Source organism: Nocardioides potassii, assembly GCF_021648885.1.
GTDB lineage: Bacteria > Actinomycetota > Actinomycetes > Propionibacteriales > Nocardioidaceae > Nocardioides > Nocardioides potassii.
On record NZ_JAKJHZ010000006.1, the window covers coordinates 251,786 to 271,348 of the forward strand.

A 19,563-nucleotide genomic window follows, 5' to 3' on the forward strand; every position below is an offset into this window, starting at 1 on the left:
CTCAGACCTCGACGATGATCTCGACCTCGACGGGGACGTCGAGCGGGAGCACCGAGACGCCGACGGCGGAGCGCGCGTGCTTACCGGCGTCGCCGAACACCTCGCCGAGCAGCTCGGAGGCGCCGTTGGCGACCTTGGGCTGGCCGGTGAAGTCGGGTGCCGACGCGACGAAGACGACGACCTTCACCACCCGCTTCACGTCGTCGAGCGAGCCGATCTCGGCCTTGACCGCGGCGAGCGCGTTGAGGGCGCACTGGCGCGCGCACTCGTAGCCCTGCTCCTCGGTGACCTCGGCGCCCACCTTGCCGACGGCGAGCATCTCGCCGTCGCGCGCGGGCAGCTGGCCGGCGGTGAAGACGAGGTTCCCGGCGCGAGCGGTGGGCTGGTAGGCCGCGACCGGCGGGACGACCTCGGGGACGGTGATGCCCAGCTCGGCGAGCCTGGCCTCGGCACCCATCAGGACGCCTTCGGCTTCTTGAGGAAGGCGACCAGACCGCCCTGGGCGTTGGTGTGGATGGCCACCAGCTCCCAGCCGTCCTGGCCGAAGTTGTTGAGCATGAGCGCTTCGTTGTGGAGCGGAATCGGCGCCACCTGGTACTCCCACTGGGTCATGGATCGCACCCTACTCGGGGTGGTTCGGCCGTCCATCGGCGGTTGAGGTGCGAGCGGAGCGAGCCTCGAAACCACGCGGATCCGTGGTTTCGAGGCTCGTCGCTGGAGCTCCTCGCACCTCAACCACCGGGGAAGAGGTGTCGAGCCGATCAGTCGGTCTTGCGGCTCACGAGCACGCCGAGGACGGCGTAGCCGACCACGAGGTGCAGGCAGGCGACGGCGTTGCCGACCGTCTCGCCGAAGATGCCCAGCGCCGGGATGGTGACGACCGCCCAGCTCTCGGCGACCATCGGCCAGAAGCGTGAGGTGCCCTTCCAGCGGCCGGCGATCGCGATGCGGATGCCGATGAAGAACATCCCGAGCATCGAGAACGGCCAGAAGGCGTCCAGGATGGCCCAGCCGACCTGGTCCAAGTCGGAGACCCGGATCGCGTCGACGAAGGTCGACGCCATCGCCATGCTGACGAGGAACGCCTCGAAGCGCAGCACGCCCCGGGCGACCTTGCCCTCACCCAGCGCGCGGGTGCGCCAGAGGGTGCGGAGCAGGAAGAGCAGGCCGACCTGGAAGAGCAGGGCGCCGACGCCCTGCACCGCGAGACCGAGGTCGGACTCAGGGTTCAGGCCGTAGAGCGCCATGGAGGCCGACCACGCGAGGGCGCCGGCGGTGAGGACCCGACCGTGGACGGCGTACGGGTGACGGGGGCTCGAGCCGGTCGGCGCGGTCTTCGCGACGTCGGAGCGAGCGGGAGCGGGAGAGTGCGAGATGGTCAACGGACCTGTCCTGTCTGGAGTGGTGTGGAGCCGCTGTCTGCGGCACACCGGAAGGTTGGCCGTCCCGCTGCCCCGGCCCACAGGGAGCGGCGTCCCGACCTCGGTCCCCTCGACTGGTCCCGTCAGGGAGGGACCTCGGTCCCGCGACGACGGGACGCGCGCGCGGTGATACTTCTCGCGTGCGCAGAGTACTCGAGCCCGTCGGCGTCGCCGTCGTGTCGCTCGTCGCGATGGCCGCATCGATCTGGCTCGACCTCGCCACCACCGGCGCCCAGCGCGCCGCGGCCGGCACGGACCCCGCCGCCGCCACCGTCCTGCCGGGACTGCTCCTCGCCGCGGCAGCGATCGCCGTGCTGTGGCACCGCCCGGGCGACACCGTCGGGCTGCTCATGGGGGTGGTCGCACTCGTGTGGACCGTCGACGGCGCGCTCTACGGCTGGATCCCCTACGCCCTCGCCCACGACCTGCCGAGCACGGACGCCTCGTACTGGTTCGTCGCCCGCTTCGGCGCCTTCCTGCTCTCCGGCCTGGTCGCGCTGCTCCTGCTCTACCCGACAGGTCGCCTGGTCGGCGGGCGCGCCCGCCCGGTGGCGTACGCCGCCCTCATCGCCTGCGTCGCCCTGCCCGTGGGCCTGCTCCTCGCGCCCGACAGCGTGCTGTTCACCCACGGCGAGCCGGTCGGGTCGACCGACATCGTCACGCTCCCGGTGAGCGACGCGACCGCGCAGGCGATGCTGCGGGTCGCACAGGTCGCCACCATCGGCTCGATCCTCGTCGCGGTCGTCCTGGTGTGGGTGCGCCACCGGCGCGCCGCCGCGCACGAGCGGATGCAGCTGCGGTGGCTGCTGTGGGCCGGGATCATGTGCGTGCTGATGGTCCTGGCGGCCGCGACGCTGTCGGTGGGCGGGCTGGTCACCACGATCTTCCTGGACCTCGCGGTGGCGGCCCTGTCGGTGTCGATCGCGATCGGCCTGGTCCGCCCGGGTCTCGGCGACGTCGACGCCCTGGTGGCGTGGACGCTCACCACCGCAGTCGTCGCGGCCATCGTCGTCGCGATCGACCTCGCCGTGCTCGCCGCCGGGACCTCCCTGCTGGGCGAGCGCCTCGACGAGCGCGACGTCACCGTGCTGGTGCTGGTGCTCGCCGTCGTGGTCTACGGCCCGCTGCGCGGCTGGCTCGGCGGGCTCGTCCGCCGGCTGCTGCTGGGCCGGCGCGGCGACCGGTACGGCGCCGTGTCCTCGCTCGCGGCCCGGCTCGAGACCACCGGCACCGTGGACGAGCAGCTCCCCGCGCTCGCCTCCGCGGTCGCGGACACCTTCAAGGTCGGCCACGTGCGGGTCGAGGTCGTCGCGCCCGACGGCGGCATCCTCTCGGCCACCCACGGCCGTGCGCCCGCGGAGGTGCAGGAGATCGACATCGCCTACCAGGGCGAGCAGGTCGGCCGGCTCGTGCTTCCCGTGCAGGGCTACCGCTCGCTGCTGTCCCGCCGCGACCAGGGCCTCCTCGTCGACCTCGTCCGGCAGGCCGCCGTCGCTATCCGCGCCCGGCTGCTCGCCACCGAGCTCCAGGAGAGTCGCGAGCGGCTCGTGCTCGGCCGCGAGGACGACCGTCGCCGGATCCGCCGCGACCTCCACGACGGTCTCGGGCCGGTCCTCGGCGGCGTCGCGCTGCGGCTGCAGGCCGCCGGCAACGCCATCGAGTCCGACCCCGACCGCGCCCGCGACCTCGTCGGGCTGGCCCGGACCGAGGTCAGCGACGCCCTCGACGACGTACGACGCCTCGTGCACGACCTGCGGCCGCCCGCCCTCGACGACCTCGGCCTCGAGGCCGCCGTGCGCCAGCAGGCCGACCGCGTGCGCTCCGAGCTCGACGTCACGGTCGAGACCGCCGGCACCGCCGGGTTGCCGGCCGCTGTCGAGGTGGCGGCCTACCGCATCGTGTCCGAGTCGCTCGCCAACGTGGTCAAGCACGCCGGCGCCGGCCGGGTCGACGTACGCCTCGACGCCGGACCCACCGCCCTCACCGTCACCGTCGCCGACGACGGCCGCGGCATCGGCCCCGACGTCACAGCCGGCGTCGGCCTGCTGTCGCTGCGCGAGCGCGCCGAGGAGCTCGGCGGGCGCTGCGAGGTGGTCTGCCCGGACGAGGGTGGTACGACGGTGCGCGCCGTGCTGCCGTACGGAGAGAGGATGCCGCGATGACCACCCCTGCTGAGCCGATCCGCCTGCTGATCGCCGACGACCATCCGGTCTTCCGCGACGGCCTGGCCTCGCTGCTCGACCCGCTGCCGGGGATCGACGTCGTGGCACGCGCGTCCGACGGTGCCGAGGCCGTGGCGATGGTCGAGGAGCACCGGCCCGACGTGGTGATCATGGACGTGCAGATGCCGGTGATGAACGGCATCGACGCCACGCGGGCCGTGGTCACCGCACACCCCGCGACGGGCGTGCTCGTGCTCACGATGGGAGAGGACGACGGCACCGTCCTGTCCGCGCTGCGGGCCGGCGCCCGCGGCTACCTCCGCAAGGGCGCCGAGCAGGACGAGATCGTCCGCGCGGTGTCGACGGTCCACGCCGGCGGCGTCGTCTTCGGCGCCTCCCTGGCCGCGCGGATCTCCGAGGTGCTCGCTCCGCCGACGCGGCCCGACCGGCCCTTCCCCGAGCTCACCGAGCGCGAGACCGAGGTCCTCGACCTCATCGCGGCCGGTCGCAACAACGCGCAGATCGCCCAGACGCTCTTCCTGTCGCCCAAGACGATCCGCAACAACATCACCAGCATCCTCGCCAAGCTGCAGGCGACCGACCGGGCCGACGTGATCATCCGCGCCCGCGATGCGGGACTGGGCCGTGAGGATGGCGACGGCGGGTCGTCCACCCACTAGGTTCCGGCAATGGAGCAACGCACGGAGGCGGCCGAGAGCCGTGAGAACAAGAAGGGGCTCGACCCCTTCGAGCGGTTCGTCGAGATCTCGACCAAGCTGATCAGCCGGGCGCCGTTCTTCGCGGTCGTGGTCGCGGTCGTCGTCATCTGGGCGGCAAGCTACCCGCTCTGGAAGAGCACCACCAAGTGGGAGCTGGCGATTCACACCTTCGGCGGCGTGCTGTCCCTGCTGCTGCTGGTGCTCCTCGAGAACGCCGGCCGGCGCAACACCGAGTCGATGCAGGAGAAGCTCAACGTGATCGCCGAGGCCCTCGCCGCACTCATGGACTCACGTGCGGCGGACGACCCCGAGCTCCGGGAGGCCGCAGAGAACCTCCGCGAGGCCGTCGGGCTCGAGGAGCGTCACTGAGCCAGGAGGCGCAGGGTCTCCTCGCGCGCGGGTGAGGTGGTCGCGTCCGTGCCGGCAGATGCGCCGGCCACCGGGTGAACCATCACCTCGTCGACGCCGTACGTCGTCGCGAGCTCCTCGAGCTGGGCGCGGGCCTGGTCGGCCGATCCGACGATCCACCGCGTGGCCATCGCCTCGCCGAACGCCCGCTGGTCGGCTGTCATCTCGACGGCCTCGGCCTCCTCGACCGTCCGCTGCGGGTGGAGCGGCGCGCCGGTGCGCAGCGCGATCATCTGCTGCACGTTGGGCAGCGCGCGACGGCGCGCCTCCTCCTCGGTCTCGGCCACGACGGCGTTGACGGTGAGAAAGGTGCGCGGCTCCGGGTACTCGGGCGAGGGACGGTACGACGACCGGTAGAGGTCGAGCGCCACGCCGGTCCCGTCGCCGGAGAAATGGTGCGCGAACACGTACGGCAGGCCCTTCTCGGCGGCGAGCCGCGCGGAGTAGTCGGACGAGCCCAACAGCCAGATGTCCGCGATCGTGCGGGCGGCCGGCGTCGCGCGCAGCGGCTGGCGGCGCGGGCCGATCTGCAGCTCGACGCCGTCGGTCGACATCAGGGTGCGGATGTCCTCGACGTACTCCGGGAACTTCGCGACCGCGTCGTCCGCGGACTCGGCGCTGCCGCCGCGGAGGACGTACCTCGTGAGCGGGTCCGTGCCGGGCGCGCGGCCGATGCCGAGGTCGATGCGACCCGGGAAGGCCGCCTCCAGCAGGGCGAACTGCTCCGCGACCACCAGCGGCGCGTGGTTGGGCAGCATCACGCCGCCGGATCCGACCTTGATGCGCTCCGTCGCCGCGGCGAGCATCGCGATGATGACGGGCGGGTTGGTCGAGGCGACGGCCGGCATGTTGTGGTGCTCGGCGACCCAGTAGCGGCGGTAGCCCAGCTGGTCGGCGACCTGCGCGAGGCCCCGGGAGGCGGCGAGCGCGTCACCGGTGGTCTGGTCGCTGCGGACGGTCACGAGGTCGAGCACGGAGAGGGCAGTCACTGTCGGTGCAGCGCCCGCGGGACTCGTCGTATTCCGGATTGACCTCACGTGCACCTGAGGTCCTACCGTCGGGCCAGTGAGCACCGACGCCGACACCGCGCAGCGCGACGGCATCCTGTCCCCTGCCTACGCCGCGACCACGATCGCGATGTTCGGGCTGATCGCCTTCGTCGCCTTCGAGGCGATGGCCGTGGCGACCGTGATGCCGACGGTGGCCCGCGACCTCGACGGGCTCGACCTGTTCGCGCTGGCGTTCGCGGCACCATTGGCGAGCGGCGTGGTCGGCATGGTCGCCGCCGGGATGTGGAGCGACCGCACCGGTCCCGTCGTGCCGCTGCTCGCGTCGATGGCGCTCTTCTCGCTCGGCCTCCTCGTGTGCGGCCTCGCGCCCGACATGGAGGTGCTGCTGGTCGGCCGGGTGCTGCAGGGTCTCGGCGGCGGGGCGCTGACCGTCGGGCTGTACGTCATGGTCGGGCTCTGCTTCCCGGCCCACCTCCGGCCGGCGGTCTTCGCATCGTTCGCCGCGGCGTGGGTGCTGCCGTCGCTCTTCGGTCCCGGCGTGGCCGCCCTGGTCGCGGACGTGTGGAGCTGGCGCTGGGTCTTCCTCGGCACGGTCGCCTTCGTCGCCATCGCGCTCGCCCTGCTCGCTCCCGCCCTACGAGGCCTCGAGCCGCACGCCGAGGGCGTCACCACCCCGGCCTCACGACTCTGGTGGGCGGTCCTCGGGGCCGCGGCGGCACTGGTGCTCGAGCTGCTGGGCTCGGCCGTCGGCGTGACGGCCCTCGGGGCAGTGGCCGCGCTGGTGGCCGTGTGGTTCGCCCTCGGCCGGATGCTGCCCGCCGGCACCCGCACCCTGCGTCGCGGACTGCCGTCGGTGATCGCGACCCGCGGCCTGCTGTCGGCGACGTTCTTCTGCGCGGAGGCCTACATCGTCTACGTCCTCCAGGACCACTGGTCGCTGAGCCCGGGCCGGGCCGGCATCGCGCTCACCTGCGTCGGCCTGGTGTGGGCGACCGCGAGCCAGGTGCAGTCGCGGCTCGGCAGCCGCGTCTCGCACACGCGGGCGATGGTGATCGGCACCTGCGTCGTGCTGACCGGGCTCACCGCCCTCGCGACCTCGGTGCTGCTCCACGATGGGGGAGATGGGCCGTCCGCCGTGCTCCCGGCGGCGTCGTACGTCCTCGCGGGGGCGGGCATGGGCTTCGCCTACCCGCGGACCGGGGTGGCGATGCTCGAGGTGTCGACCGACCGGGACCGCGGCTTCAACTCCTCGGCCCTCACGGTCGCCGACTCCCTCGGCGCAGCGCTCGCACTGTCCATCGCGGGCTCGGCGTTCGCCGCAGCCGAGCGCGGAAGCGTCGACCCGTTCCTCACGGTCTTCCTCTTCGCCGCGGGCTCGGCCGTGGTCGGCGTCGTCGCGGCCTCCCGGACGAGGGCACCCGCTATCTAGGGACGAAATGGTCGGAGAACCACCTCGTCGACCTACCAGAACGTCCCCAGGTACCGAGACGGGTCCGGCCGGCCCCCGGGGGAGAGGGCCGGCCGGACGATCTGGGAGGACTCGCTCAGGAGGCCTGGTCGAGCGTCGGGTAGTCGGTGTAGCCCTCGGCCCCGCCGCCGTAGAACGTGGCCTGGTCGGGCTCGTTGAGCTCGGTGCCCAGCCGCCACCGGTCGACGAGGTCCGGGTTCGCAAGGAACTGACGACCCACGACGACGGCGTCCGCAAGGCCGGTGGCGAGGAGCTCCTCGACCGAGTCGAGGGTGGTCACGTCGCCGAAGCCGTCGTTGAGGAGCACGACGCCGTCGAAGCGCTCGCGCAGGTCGCGCACCAGCGTCTCGAGGGGCTCGAGCGGGCTGGCGAGCAGGCTCAGGTAGGCCAGGCCGAGCGGCTGGACGCCGTCGACGACGGCGCGGTAGGTCGCGGTCAGGTCGGACCCGATCTCCTCGCCGATCCCGTTGAACTGGTGGCCGGGGCTGAGCCGCAGGCCGACACGCTCCGCGCCGATCGCCTCCGCGACCGCGGTGACGACCTCGATGACGAAGCGCGCGCGGTTCTCCGGCGTACCGCCGTAGAGGTCGTCGCGCTGGTTGACCGTCGGGTCGAGGAACTGGTGCAGGAGGTAGCCGTTGGCGGCGTGCACCTCGACGCCGTCGAGGCCTGCGGCCACCGCGTTGCGCGCGGCGGTCACGAAGTCCGCCACGAGACCGGCGACCTCGTCCGCCGCGGGCGAGCGCGGTACGTCGTGGGGCTTGTTGCCGTCGGCGGTGACCATCTCGCCCGGCGCCTGCACGGCGCTGGGGGCGACGGTCTCGGCGCCGTCCTTGTTGTCGGCGTGCGCGATGCGACCGGCGTGCATGAGCTGGGCGACGATCACACCGTCACGGGCGTGCACGGCGTCGGCCACGAGACGCCAGCCGGCGACCTGCTCGTCGGTGTAGAGGCCGGGGACGTTGAGGTAGCCCTGCCCGACCTGGCTCGGGGCGATGCCCTCGGTGACGATCAGGCCGGCGGAGGCGCGCTGGCCGTAGTACTCGGCGTTCAGGGTGGTCGGGGCGTGACCGGCGCCGGCGCGGTTGCGCGTCAGCGGCGCCATCACGAAGCGCTGCGGGAGCTGCCAGCGGCCGACGGTGAGGGGCTCGAATGCACGGGACATGAGGTGGGGGCCTCCTGAGGAAGTTGACGTCTGTACGACTTCCTCAGCGGCCCGGGACCCCACCATGTTCCCGGATCGGGCCCTTCGAGAGATGCCTCACAGCCGGCGCTCACCCGTCCGGGCGAGGCACTTCGCACCCCAGTCCTACGGTTGTCGGCTGAGATCTCGGCTGACAACCGTGGGAGTCACCGGACATCCGGTGACTCCCACCGCTGCCCCTAGCGGCGCCGGAGCGCCGCCTCGACGAGCGCCGGCGGTGCGTAACCCCGGTCTGCCTCGTTGAGCGTGGTGCCCGGAGGGACGATCTCGTCGATCCGGTCGAGCACGTCGGGCGTCAGGACGACCTTCTCGACGCCGAGCTGGGACTCGAGCTGCTCCAGCGTGCGGGGGCCGATGATGGCCGACGACACCCCCGGGTGGGCGAGCACGAAGCCGAGCGCGAGGTGGATCAGCGACAGGCCGGCCTCGTCGGCGAGCTCCTGCAGCTGGTACACCGCCTCGAGCTTGACCTTGTTCTCCGGCGAGGTCGGGTCGTGCCGCGCCGGCTGCCGCTCGAGGCGGCTCGACGTCACCGACGGGTCCTCGCCGCGCCGGTAGCGACCGGACAGCCACCCGCCGGCCAGCGGGCTCCACGGCAGCACGCCGAGGCCGTACCTCTGCGCCGTCGGCAGGATGTCGCGCTCCACCTCGCGGGCGAGGATGGAGTACGGCGGCTGCTCGCTGACCGGTCGCTCGCGGCCGCGCTTCTCCGCCACCCACTGCGCCTCGACGACCTGCGAGGGCAGGAAGGTCGACGTGCCGAAGTAGCGGATCTTGCCCTGCCGGACCAGGTCGGTCAGCGCGCCGAGGGTCTCGTCGATGTCGACCTCGGGGCGGGGGCGGTGCACCTGGTAGAGGTCGATGTGGTCGACCTGCAGCCGACGCAACGAGTGCTCGACCTCGCGGATGATCCAGCGACGCGAGTTGCCGGCCTGGTTGGGGTCCTCGTCGTGCATGTTGCCGTGGAACTTGGTGGCGAGGAAGACGTCGTCGCGGCTGCCCGCGCGGGCCTGGAGCGCCTTGCCGACGATCTCCTCGGACTCGCCGCGCGCGTAGACGTCGGCGGTGTCGATGACGTTGATCCCGGCGTCGAGCGCGCGGTGAATGATCGCGATCGACTCGTCGTGGTCGGGGTTGCCCCACGCGCCGAACATCATCGCGCCGAGGGTCAGCGGGCTGACCTGGACGCCGGTGCGGCCGAACGGACGGTAGTGCTCGAAGGTCATGCGGTCTTCTCCCGGATGGTGGGTGCGTACTGGCTGGCGGGTCGCGACAGCCCGAGGTGGTCGCGGAGCGTGCTTCCTGTGTACTCCGTGCGGAACAATCCGCGCTCGCGCAGGATCGGCACGACCTCCTCGATGAAGACGTCGATCCCGCCCGGCAGCCACGGCGGCATCACGTTGAAGCCGTCGGCGGCCCCCTGCTCGGCCCACTTCTGGATCGTGTCCGCGACCTCGACCGGCGTACCGGCCACGACCCGGTGCCCGCGGGCACCCGCGAGCCGGTGGCAGAGCTGGCGGATCGTGGGGTTCTCGCGCGCGACGATGTCGAGGACGAGCTGCGAGCGGCTGTGGAACGCGCGGTCACCCACGGGCGCCACGACCTCGGTCGGGAACGGCCCGTCGAGGTCGTACGACGACAGGTCGACGCCGACGAGGTTGCTCAGCTGCCTGAGGGAGTACGCCGGCTGCGTGAGGTCGTTGAACTCCTCCTCGAGCGCCCGCGCCTCAGCCGACGTCGAGCCGATGAACGGGCTGATCCCGGGGAGCACCTTGAGCTGGCCGGGGTCGCGACCGGCCGCGCGGGCGCGGGCCTTGATGTCGGAGTAGAACTCCTGGGCGTTCTCCAGCGTCTGGTGCGCGGTGAAGATGGCCTCGGCCCAGCGGGCGGCGAAAGCGCGACCGTCGGGCGACGATCCGGCCTGCACGTAGACAGGCCGACCCTGCGGCGAGCGCGGGACGTTGAGCGGGCCGCGCACCCGGAAGTGCTCGCCCTCGTGGTCGACGCGGTGGATCTTGTCCGTGTCGGCGTAGACACCGCTGCGGCGGTCGGCGACGACGGCGTCGTCCTCCCAGCTGTCCCACAGCCGGGTGACGACGTCGAGGAACTCCTCGGCCCGCTCGTAGCGCTGGGCGTGCACCGGGTGCGCGTCGAGGCCGAAGTTGTGGGCCGCGGCCGCCGACGAGGTGGTGACGATGTTCCACCCGACCCGGCCGTTGCTCAGGTGGTCGAGCGAGGCGAACTGACGGGCCAGGTTGTAGGGCTCGTTGTAGGTCGTCGACGACGTGCCGATGACGCCGATCCGCTCGGTGGCCGCCGCGATGGCGGTCATCTTGGTGATCGGCTCGAGCCCGGCGCGGGCGGCGTACGCGATGTTGTCCGCCAGCGCCGGCCCGTCGGCGAAGAAGACGGCGTCGAACGTGGCGTCCTCCGCGCGCTGCGCCAGCTCCTGGTAGTAGGAGATGTCGGTGATCCGCTCGGGCTGCGACTCGGGTCGCCGCCAGGCCGCCTCGTGGTGGCCGTCGGGGTAGATGAAGAGGTTGAGGTGGAGGGACCGGCTCATGAGGCCGCCCTCGCGACGTGGCGGGGAGCCGAGTCGTGGTCGTCCTCGACCCCGAGCTCGTTGAGCAGCTGCGAGCGCAGCCGCGCGAAGACCGGGTCGGCCTGCGAGCGACGGCCGTCGATCTCGACGCGCGCGTCGTGGCGGACCACGCCGCCGTCGAGGACGATCACCCGGTCGGCGAGCACGATGGCCTCGTCGACGTCGTGGGTGACGAGGAGGACGGCGGGCTCGTGCACCTCGCAGAGCTTGCGCAGCAACGTGTGCATCCGGATCCGGGTGAGCGCGTCGAGTGCACCGAACGGCTCGTCGGCGAGCAGCAGCTCGGGGTCCCGGACGAGCGAGCGCGCCAGCGCGGCACGCTGCTGCTCGCCTCCGGACAGCTCGTGTGGCCACGCCTTCTCGCGTCCGGCGAGGCCGACCTCGGCGAGCGCCTGGCGTCCGCGCTCCTCGGCGTCGCCGGCCCGGAGGCCGAGGACGACGTTGTCGAGGATCCGCTTCCACGGCAGCAGCCGCGAGTCCTGGAAGACCACGGAGACCTTCTCGGGCACCTCGATCCGGCCGGTGCCGGCGACACCCCGGTCGAGGCCGGCGAGCGAGCGGAGCAGCGTGCTCTTGCCCGAGCCGCTGCGGCCCAGCAGGGCCACGAACTCGCCGGGCGCGATCTCGAGGTCGAGACCGTTGAGGACGCCGCCCGCCTCGTTGAAGCTGCGGTGCAGGTCCGTCACCTTCACCGCCGCGTCCCTCCGGTCGGACGGGTGGGTGTTCAGCTGGCCAGCGTGCGACGCCATGACAAGGCCTTCCTCTCGATGAGCCGGACCACTGCGTCGGCGGTGACGCCGAGCAGTGCGTAGACGACCAGGCCGACGACGATGACGTCGGTCTGCCCGTAGTTGGACGCGAGCGTGATCATGTGGCCGATCCCGCTCGTGGCGTTGATGACCTCGACGACGACCAGCGCGAGCAGCGACGACGTCACCGCGAAGCGCAGGCCGAGCAGGAAGCCCGGCATCGCACCGGGCAGCACCACGTGGCGGATGAACTCACCACGGGTGACGCCGAGGGTCTCGGCGAGCTCGGCGTACCTGCCCTCGATCGTGCGCAGGCCGTTGTGGGTGTGGATGTAGATCGGCACGAAGACCGCGAGCGCGATCGTGAGGATCTTGAAGGGCTCGCCGATCCCGAACCACAGGAGAAGCAGCGGGATCAGCGCGAGCGTCGGGATGGAGCGCTTCACCTGCACCGGTCCGTCGATGAGCGTCTCACCGATGCGGGACAGGCCCGAGACGAGCGCCAGGACCAGGCCGACGACCACGCCGAGGCCGAGACCGAGGGCAGCGCGGATGCCCGAGGTCACCAGGCTCTCCTGGAGGCGGCCGTTCTCGATGAGCGTCTCGCCGGTCGCGATGACGGTCCACGGCGCGCTCAGGTTGCGCTCGTCGAGCAGGCCCGTGGCCGAGCCGACGATCCACGCCAGCAGCAGTACGGCGATGCCGATGAGGCTGCCGAACCGGATCGGCTTGCCGGGGCCGAGGCGGCGGCGCAGCGGGCGGACGTCCTCGGTCTCCGACGAGATCGCGCGACGGTAGGGAGCGGTCAGCGTGGTCACGACGACTCACCCCCGAGCGCGGCGGCGATGGCCTTCTCGAAGCGACGGTCGTAGAGCGTCTCGACCTCGAGGGGCTCCTGCTGCTGCTCCTTCACGAGCGTGTCGACGGTGACCTGGTGCCGGGCGATGAACTCGTCCCAGTTGGTCGGCACGGTGAACTTGCCGAGCGCGTCGACGACGTAGGTCGCGTCCTCGGGAGTCAGGCCCTCGTGGTCCTCGTAGTAGGCCTTGGCGAACTCGTCGGGGTGGTCGGAGATCCACAGCTGGGCCTTCGCCCAGGCGGCGACGTACTCCTTGATCGCGGCGGCCTTGTCGGCGTCCTCGAGCACGCTCGTCGGGGCGTAGAGCGTCCAGGCATCGTCGCGGACCCCCGACGGGATGGTGGTGGCGCCGTCGCGCTCGTACTTCGCGAGGTAGGTCTTGACCAGGGTCTGGCCGAGCGGCGCGACGTCGACCTGCTTGCCCGCGAGGGCGACGGAGAAGGCGTCGTCGACGCTCTGCATCTCGACCAGCTCGACGTCGTCCTGGGTCAGGCCGGCCTCGCGGAGCACGTTGAGCACCAGCGCGCCCTGCGCCTGTCCGGGGCTGTAGGCGATCTTCTTGCCCTTCAGGTCCTCGATGGACTTCACGTCGACACCGGGGGCGACACCCAGCTCGTAGGTCGGGTGCGCGGCCGGGTCGACCGTCTCGCGGGCGGCGACGATCCGGACGTCGGTGCCGGTCCAGTGCGCGAAGAGCGGCGGGATGTCGGCGACCGAGCCGATGTCGATCGCGTCGGCGCGGAAGGCCTCGAGCGTCTTCGGGCCGCCGGTGATGTTGGCCCACTCGATGTCGACGTCGAGGTCGTCGATGGCGCCCGAGGTCTCGAGCGCGACCTGCGTCGCCGGGTCGCCGACGCGCAGCACGGTGCCGTCGGCGGGCTTGTCGGGAAGGGCGGCGGTCAGCTCGAGCTTGGGTCCGGCCTCGTCGCCACCGCAGGCGGACAGCGCCATGAGGCCGGCGGCGGTCAGCAGGGCGGTGCGGATGAGGGGGCTCTTCAGCCCTCGTCGTGACTTCACAGTTCTCCTAGGGACGTTCGCGGGTGTTCTAAAGTAGTGCAAGTTGGTTGACTTACTGCATTTATGGTGCGTCGTGTTGCCTGCACCCCTGCAGGCACCGGTCAGGCCGAGCGCAGCAGCGGCAGCAACGAGTCGCCGATGCGGACGATCTCCCGCTCGTACGGTGTGTCGCTGAGCACGAAGTGGGTGATGCCGAGGTCGGCGTAGCGGAGCAGCGCCTTCGCGACGTCGTCGGGCGAACCGACCAGCCACGTGGTGCCGGCACCGCCGCCACCGACGCGCCCGGGAGCGGTGTAGAGGCAGTCGTCGAGGACGTCGCCCTCTTCGGCGAGGTCGAGCAGGCGCTGCTGGCCGACGGCGACCCGGCGGCCGGGGTCAGCGGCCCACTCGTGCTGCCCCTCGGCCATCGCGGCGACCTTGGCCTCGGCGTCGGCCCACGCCTCCTCGGTGGTGTCGCGGACCAGCGTCGTGATCCGCAGGCCGTACTGCAGCGGCGGCAGGTCGCGCTCGAGCTCGACGCTCAGCTTCTCCAGGTGCTCGATGCGTGCGGCCACGCCGTCGAGCGGCTCGCCCCAGAACAGCTGGACGTCGGCCTCCGCGGCCGCCGTGCGCTGCGCCGCCTCGGACGCGCCGCCGAAGTAGAGCTGGGGGTGCGGGCGGCCCTCGCGGGCGACCGGCTTGTGCTCGAGGGTGGCCGCCTCGGCCCTGTAGTGCTCGCCCTCGAAGGTGACGTCGTCCTCGGTCCAGTACCGGCGCACGAGCCGCATGAACTCACGGGTGCGGGCATAGCGGTTGGCCTGGTCACCCTCGTCGTCGCCGTACTGCGGCTGGTGATCCGGGCCGCTCACGATGTTGATCTTCACCCGACCACCGCTCAGCTGGTCCAGCGTGGCGGCCGACGAGGCGAAGTGGGCCGGGGTCCAGTAGCCGGGCCGGATCGCGATGAGCGGGTTGAAGGTCGTGGTGCGCGCGGCGAGCGCCGTCGACACGGTGAACGTGTCCGGACGCTTCCAGCCGGTGCCGATCAGCGCGCCGCCCCACCCGTGGTCCTCGGTGAGCCGCGCCAGCGCCGTCAGTCGGTCCAGGCTGTTGTGCCCCTCGACCGTCGTGTCCGAGCGGTGACCGGGCGTCACCTGGTTGGGGATGTACCAGAGGAGCTCCATGCCGAGCCTTTCAACTATTTGTCTACTGGGTTACTACAGTAAGCACAACCGCTGCCCTTCCGCGAACCGCGTCCACCTCGGCGAGTCGAGGTGAGGCAAGATCCTGCAATGCCCGACCTCGACCTGCACACGATCCGCCGCCGGATCGAGCCCGGGCGACTGGTGCTCGGCTCGGCGCTCGAGCTGTTCATCCGGGCGTACGGCGCCGCGGCCGCGCTGAGCGTCGCGCTGAGCGACTCCGAGACGACCGGCGGCAAGCTCGGCGACGCCGTCCGCGCGGTGCCCAACCTCGCGGACAAGTACCACGAGGCGCGCTACGTCATGGACCACCGCGAGGAGATCCAGGCGGCGGTCACCTACCTCAACGAGCACACCCTCCCGCAGGACGAGCTCCAGCGGACCGCCGACGAGAGCCTGCGCACGCTCGGCTCGATCGAGACGACGTACGACGAGGTGGGCGCGGCCCGCGACGTCCTCCAGCTCGACGGGATCAGCGGCACGCTCGACAACGTCCGCGAGGCGATCGGCCACATCGGCAGCGCCTACGACGCGCGCCCCGACCTCGACTCCCTGCGGCGGCTCGCCGAGGTGGCCGACCAGGTGGAGCCGTTCAAGCAGCAGGTGGACGTGCTCATCCCGGTCTACTACGGCAACTTCTTCACGCTCACCGACAACTTCGCCGGCGACGAGATCGTCTCGACGGTCTTCGTGATGCTGCTGGCACTGGCAGCCGCCGGGGTCGTCGGCCGGGTCGTCGGCTTCTGGGTGCGCCGCGGCCGACCCGGGATCGTCGCCCAGCTCCTCCAGGCCCTGGGCGCGAAGGTCTTCCGTCCCTGGTACGTCCGCAACCTGCCCTACGCCATCACCCCGCCCCTGTACGACGCCGCCCGCGAGCACCTCGCGCAGGAGATCCGCAGCGACCCGGAGGCCGCCCTCGACCCCGAGACGCTCGCCGGGCTCGAGGAGTGGTTCGCGAGGCGGGACGAGGTCAGACCAGGGTCGGCTGGGTCTTCTCCCGGACCTCGTCCTCGGTGACTCCCGGTGCGAGCTCGACCAGCCTGAGCACGCGCTCGCCGGCCGTGCCGGAGGGGGCCACCTCGCCGGTCGCGGGGTCGATCACGTCGATGACCGCGAGGTCGGTGATGATCCGCTGCACCACCCGCTTGCCGGTGTAGGGCAGGTCGCACTCCTCGAGGATCTTCAGCGACCCGTCCTTCGCGACGTGCTCCATCAGCACGATCACCCGCTTGGCGCCGTGGACGAGGTCCATCGCACCGCCCATGCCCTTGACCATCTTCCCCGGGATCATCCAGTTCGCGATGTCACCCGCGGCCGAGACCTGCATGGCGCCGAGGATCGCGGCGTCGATCTTGCCGCCGCGGATCATCCCGAACGACTGGGCGGAGTCGAAGAACGACGCGCCCTTGCGCAGGGTCACCGTCTCCTTGCCGGCGTTGATCAGGTCCGGGTCCTCCTCGCCCTCGAACGGGTACGCCCCCACACCGAGGATCCCGTTCTCCGACTGGAGCACCAGCTCCACGTCGTCGGCGACGTAGTTCGGCACCAGCGTCGGCAGCCCGATCCCGAGATTGACGTAGGACCCGTCGGTCAGCTCGGAGGCGGCACGCGCCGCCATCTCCTCACGCGTCCAGCTCATGTCAGCCTCCCAGTCCGTGCGTCGCCGCGTCGTCGACCAGGGCACCCTCGGTGGAGCTCGGCCCGCCCGGTCGCGGTCGCGTGGTCGTCTTCTCGATCCGCTTGTCGGCGGCCTGCTCCGGGGTCAGCGCCACGACGCGCTGGACGTAGACACCCGGGGTGTGGACGTCGTTGGGGTCGAGCTCACCAGGCTCGACGAGCTCCTCGACCTCCGCGATCGTCACCCGGCCACACATCGCGGCCAGCGGGTTGAAGTTGCGCGAGGACTGGCGGTAGACCAGGTTGCCGTGCCGGTCGCCCTTCCAGGCCCGGACGAGACCGAAGTCGGCGACGATCGCCTCCTCCAGCACGTACTCCTTCTCGCCCTCTGCCGTGGCGAAGACCTTCGTCTCCTTCGGCGGCGAGGCCACGACGACGTTGCCGGAGTCGTCGTACTTCCACGGCAGACCACCCTCGGCGACCTGCGTGCCGACGCCGGTCGCGGTGTAGAAGCCCGGGATCCCCGACCCGCCCGCGCGCATCCGCTCCGCGAGGGTGCCCTGCGGGGTCAGCTCGACCTCCAGCTCGCCCGAGAGGTACTGCCGCGCGAACTCCTTGTTCTCCCCCACGTAGGACGAGATCATCCGCCGGATCCGCTTCGCGAACAGCAGCTTCCCGAGCCCCCACTCGTCCACGCCGCAGTTGTTCGACACCGCCTCCAGATCGCTCGTGCCGGCCTCGAGCAGCGCGTCGATCAGCACCGACGGGATGCCGCACAGACCGAAACCCCCCACCGCCAGCGTCGCACCGTCCGGGATGTCCGCGACCGCATCGGCCGCTGAGGAGACCACTTTGTCCATGCCCGGCACCCTAGCGGCCGTGTGAGCGTCGCCACTGTGTGGGCGGGGGCCACAGTTCGGGCCTCCGGATGGCTTCCGCGACCGCCCTACGCTGGAGTCGTGACCGCCCCCCCGGACCGCTCCCCCGACTGGCCCCAGGTGGCCCTGCACGTGGTCACCGGCAAGGGCGGGACGGGCAAGTCGACGGTCGCCGCAGCACTGGCGCTGGCCCTGGCCACGACCGGCAAGAACGTGCTGCTGTGCGAGGTCGAGGGGCGCCAGGGCATCGCGAAGATGTTCGACGTCGACCCGCTCCCCTACGAGGAGAGGCGCATCGCCAAGGGCGCGCCGGACGAGCAGGGCCGCTCCGGGCAGGTCAACGCGCTCCACATCGACCCGGAGTCGGCGCTGCTGGAGTACCTCGCGATGTACTACAAGCTCGGTCGCGCCGGGAAGGCGCTCGACCGGTTCGGCGTCATCGACTTCGCGACCACGGTCGCGCCGGGCGTGCGTGACGTGCTGCTGACCGGCAAGGTCTACGAGGCGGTGAACCGACCGCGCGGCGGGCGCAAGGGCAACCAGGTCGTGTACGACGCCGTGGTGCTCGACGCCCCGCCGACGGGCCGGATCGGCCAGTTCCTCGGGGTCAACTCCGAGCTCGCCGGGCTCGCCAAGGTCGGCCCGGTGCGCAACCAGGCCGACAGCATCATGAGCCTGCTGCGCTCCCCGCGCACCGCCGTCCACCTCGTCACCATCCTCGAGGAGATGCCGGTGCAGGAGACATCGGACGGGATCGCCGAGCTCCGTGCCGCCGGCCTTCCCGTCGGCGGCATCGTGGTCAACCTGGTCCGGCCCCAGGCCCTCAGCACCTCGGCGCTGGCGATGGTCCGCGACGACGAGGTCGCCCCGGCGTCGATCACCTCGGACCTCAAGCGTGCGAAGGTCGACGTCGACGCTGCGCTGGTGGCCTCGCTGGTCGACGAGGGGCGCGACCACGCCGTACGACGTCAGCTCGAGGACGAGCAGCGCGCGCTCGTCGCGGCCGAGGGCGTGCCCACCTACGAGCTCCCCCGCCTCTCCGGCGGGATCGACCGCGGCGCCCTTCTCGAGCTCGCCCAGCTCCTCCGCCACCAGGGGTTCGGATGAGACCACCTGTCCTCGACATCGACGCCCTCCTCGACGACCCGGGCACCGGGATCATCGTGTGCTGCGGGTCCGGCGGGGTCGGCAAGACCACCACGTCCGCAGCCCTCGCCCTGCGCGCCGCCGAGCGCGGGCGCAAGGTCGTCGTCCTGACGATCGACCCGGCCCGCCGGCTGGCTCAGGCGATGGGCATCGAGGCGCTCGACAACACCCCGCGCCCGGTGACGGGCATCCGGCCGATGGTCGAGGAAGGCGCGCAGCGCCTGTCAGGGGACCAGGGCTCGCTCGACGCGATGATGCTCGACATGAAGCGCACCTTCGACGAGGTGGTGGAGAGCGGAGCCAGCCCCGAGAAGGCCAAGCAGATCCTGGAGAACCCGTTCTACATCGCGCTGTCGAGCTCGTTCGCCGGCACCCAGGAGTACATGGCGATGGAGAAGCTCGGCCAGCTCCACCGCGACGCCGCGCGCGACGGCACCTACGACCTGATCGTCGTGGACACGCCGCCCTCGCGCTCGGCCCTCGACTTCCTCGACGCCCCGGAGCGGCTCGCCGGGTTCCTCGACGGGCGGCTGATCAAGCTGCTGCTCGCGCCGGCGCGCGGTCCCGCGCGACTGATGACCGCGGGCTTCTCGCTGATCACCGGAGCGCTGACGAAGGTGCTCGGCGGGCAGATGCTCCGCGACGTCCAGACGTTCGTCACCGCGCTCGACACCCTCTTCGGCGGCTTCCGCCAGCGCGCGGAGAAGACCTTCGCCCTGCTGCAGGCCGACGGGACGGCGTTCGTCGTGGTCGCGGCTCCCGAGCCAGACGCGCTGCGCGAGGCGGCGTACTTCGTCGACCGGCTCACCGACGACGACATGCCGCTGGCCGGCCTGGTCGTCAACCGGGCGAGCCCGTCGGCGCGCACGGACCTGTCGGCCGAGGAGGCGATCGCCGCCGCCGACCGGTTGCGCGCGATGGACTCCTCGTCGCTGACCGCCGGACTGCTGCAGCTCCACGCGGACCGGGTCCGCATCATCGAGCGCGAGCAGCGCCTGCGCGACCGGTTCGCCGCCTCGCACCCGCACGTCCCGACCGCCGTCGTGCCCGCCATGGCGAGCGACGTCCACGACCTCGACGGCCTGCGCGAGGTCGGCGTACGACTGGCCGACCAGGGCTGAG

General features: G+C 71.7%; 20 protein-coding genes. 7 read left to right on the plus strand and 13 right to left on the minus strand.

The window, feature by feature from the left end; genetic code table 11:
• Position 1: 1 nt before the first annotated feature.
• From L2K70_RS10535 to L2K70_RS10545, 3 genes are all read right to left on the minus strand, one after another.
• Complete coding sequence (locus tag L2K70_RS10535) at positions 2-457, minus strand: RidA family protein (RefSeq protein ID WP_236401793.1); 456 nt, start codon at positions 455-457, stop codon at positions 2-4.
• Positions 457-612: a Sp36 family protein gene (gene sp36, locus L2K70_RS10540; RefSeq protein WP_236401794.1), complete on the minus strand. Its 156-nt coding sequence runs from the start codon at positions 610-612 to the stop codon at positions 457-459. The genes L2K70_RS10535 and sp36 overlap by 1 nt, the downstream gene beginning before the upstream one ends.
• A 149-nt stretch (positions 613-761) precedes the next feature.
• On the minus strand, positions 762-1,382 hold the full coding sequence (locus L2K70_RS10545; protein ID WP_236401795.1) for a hypothetical protein: 621 nt from the start codon (positions 1,380-1,382) through the stop codon (positions 762-764).
• Positions 1,383-1,561: 179 nt separating this feature from the next.
• Between L2K70_RS10545 and L2K70_RS10550 the strand changes: the two genes are divergently transcribed.
• From L2K70_RS10550 to L2K70_RS10560, 3 genes are read left to right on the plus strand one after another with little or no spacing between them, the layout of a single operon-like run.
• Positions 1,562-3,583, plus strand: a complete 2,022-nt coding sequence (locus tag L2K70_RS10550) for a sensor histidine kinase (protein ID WP_236401796.1) — start codon at positions 1,562-1,564, stop codon at positions 3,581-3,583.
• Complete coding sequence (locus L2K70_RS10555; RefSeq protein WP_236401797.1) at positions 3,580-4,263, plus strand: response regulator transcription factor; 684 nt, start codon at positions 3,580-3,582, stop codon at positions 4,261-4,263. Before L2K70_RS10550 ends, L2K70_RS10555 begins: the two co-directional genes overlap by 4 nt.
• 9 nt (positions 4,264-4,272) lie before the next feature.
• Entirely contained in the window at positions 4,273-4,671 is a 399-nt protein-coding gene (locus L2K70_RS10560) for a low affinity iron permease family protein (protein ID WP_236401798.1), read from the plus strand.
• Here the strand turns inward: L2K70_RS10560 and L2K70_RS10565 are convergent.
• Entirely contained in the window at positions 4,665-5,699 is a 1,035-nt protein-coding gene (locus L2K70_RS10565; protein ID WP_236401799.1) for an LLM class flavin-dependent oxidoreductase, read from the minus strand. The genes L2K70_RS10560 and L2K70_RS10565 overlap by 7 nt on opposite strands.
• Before the next feature lie 76 nt (positions 5,700-5,775).
• Here L2K70_RS10565 and L2K70_RS10570 point away from each other — a divergent pair, with 76 nt between their 5' ends.
• Positions 5,776-7,149: an MFS transporter gene (locus L2K70_RS10570; protein ID WP_236401800.1), complete on the plus strand. Its 1,374-nt coding sequence runs from the start codon at positions 5,776-5,778 to the stop codon at positions 7,147-7,149.
• 115 nt (positions 7,150-7,264) lie between these two features.
• Here the strand turns inward: L2K70_RS10570 and L2K70_RS10575 are convergent, their stop codons facing one another.
• The 7 genes from L2K70_RS10575 to L2K70_RS10605 form a co-directional block, all read right to left on the minus strand.
• The gene (locus L2K70_RS10575; RefSeq protein ID WP_236401801.1) at positions 7,265-8,353 is read right to left on the minus strand and encodes an alkene reductase; all 1,089 of its coding nucleotides are present in this window, start codon (positions 8,351-8,353) and stop codon (positions 7,265-7,267) included.
• 218 nt (positions 8,354-8,571) lie between these two features.
• Positions 8,572-9,618: an aldo/keto reductase gene (locus tag L2K70_RS10580; RefSeq protein WP_236401802.1), complete on the minus strand. Its 1,047-nt coding sequence runs from the start codon at positions 9,616-9,618 to the stop codon at positions 8,572-8,574.
• Positions 9,615-10,955, minus strand: a complete 1,341-nt coding sequence (locus L2K70_RS10585) for an LLM class flavin-dependent oxidoreductase (RefSeq protein ID WP_236401803.1) — start codon at positions 10,953-10,955, stop codon at positions 9,615-9,617. The genes L2K70_RS10580 and L2K70_RS10585 overlap by 4 nt, the downstream gene beginning before the upstream one ends.
• On the minus strand, positions 10,952-11,743 hold the full coding sequence (locus L2K70_RS10590; protein WP_236401804.1) for an ABC transporter ATP-binding protein: 792 nt from the start codon (positions 11,741-11,743) through the stop codon (positions 10,952-10,954). Before L2K70_RS10590 ends, L2K70_RS10585 begins: the two co-directional genes overlap by 4 nt.
• A complete protein-coding gene (locus tag L2K70_RS10595; protein WP_236401805.1) occupies positions 11,719-12,561 on the minus strand; it encodes an ABC transporter permease in 843 nt (280 codons plus the stop codon). The genes L2K70_RS10590 and L2K70_RS10595 overlap by 25 nt, the downstream gene beginning before the upstream one ends.
• The gene (locus L2K70_RS10600; protein ID WP_236401806.1) at positions 12,558-13,619 is read right to left on the minus strand and encodes an ABC transporter substrate-binding protein; all 1,062 of its coding nucleotides are present in this window, start codon (positions 13,617-13,619) and stop codon (positions 12,558-12,560) included. Before L2K70_RS10600 ends, L2K70_RS10595 begins: the two co-directional genes overlap by 4 nt.
• A gap of 101 nt (positions 13,620-13,720) precedes the next feature.
• Positions 13,721-14,782: an LLM class flavin-dependent oxidoreductase gene (locus L2K70_RS10605; RefSeq protein ID WP_236401807.1), complete on the minus strand. Its 1,062-nt coding sequence runs from the start codon at positions 14,780-14,782 to the stop codon at positions 13,721-13,723.
• Between the two features lie 108 nt (positions 14,783-14,890).
• Here L2K70_RS10605 and L2K70_RS10610 point away from each other — a divergent pair, with 108 nt between their 5' ends.
• Positions 14,891-15,817, plus strand: coding sequence for a DNA-binding protein (locus L2K70_RS10610; RefSeq protein ID WP_236401808.1), 927 nt, complete (start codon positions 14,891-14,893; stop codon positions 15,815-15,817).
• On the opposite strand, the gene L2K70_RS10615 is transcribed toward L2K70_RS10610, so the two are convergent.
• Together L2K70_RS10615 and L2K70_RS10620 are read right to left on the minus strand one after the other, a co-directional pair.
• The gene (locus L2K70_RS10615) at positions 15,771-16,439 is read right to left on the minus strand and encodes a 3-oxoacid CoA-transferase subunit B (protein WP_236401809.1); all 669 of its coding nucleotides are present in this window, start codon (positions 16,437-16,439) and stop codon (positions 15,771-15,773) included. The genes L2K70_RS10610 and L2K70_RS10615 overlap by 47 nt on opposite strands.
• Before the next feature lies 1 nt (position 16,440).
• Positions 16,441-17,277 (minus strand): CoA transferase subunit A, encoded by an 837-nt coding sequence (locus L2K70_RS10620; protein ID WP_236401810.1) that lies wholly within the window; start codon positions 17,275-17,277, stop codon positions 16,441-16,443.
• Positions 17,278-17,376: 99 nt separating this feature from the next.
• On the opposite strand from L2K70_RS10620, the gene bagA reads away from it, so the two are divergent.
• Positions 17,377-18,402, plus strand: coding sequence for an ATPase BagA (gene bagA, locus L2K70_RS10625; RefSeq protein WP_236401811.1), 1,026 nt, complete (start codon positions 17,377-17,379; stop codon positions 18,400-18,402).
• On the plus strand, positions 18,399-19,562 hold the full coding sequence (bagB, locus tag L2K70_RS10630; RefSeq protein ID WP_236401812.1) for an ArsA family ATPase: 1,164 nt from the start codon (positions 18,399-18,401) through the stop codon (positions 19,560-19,562). The genes bagA and bagB overlap by 4 nt, the downstream gene beginning before the upstream one ends.
• Position 19,563: the final 1 nt, after the last annotated feature.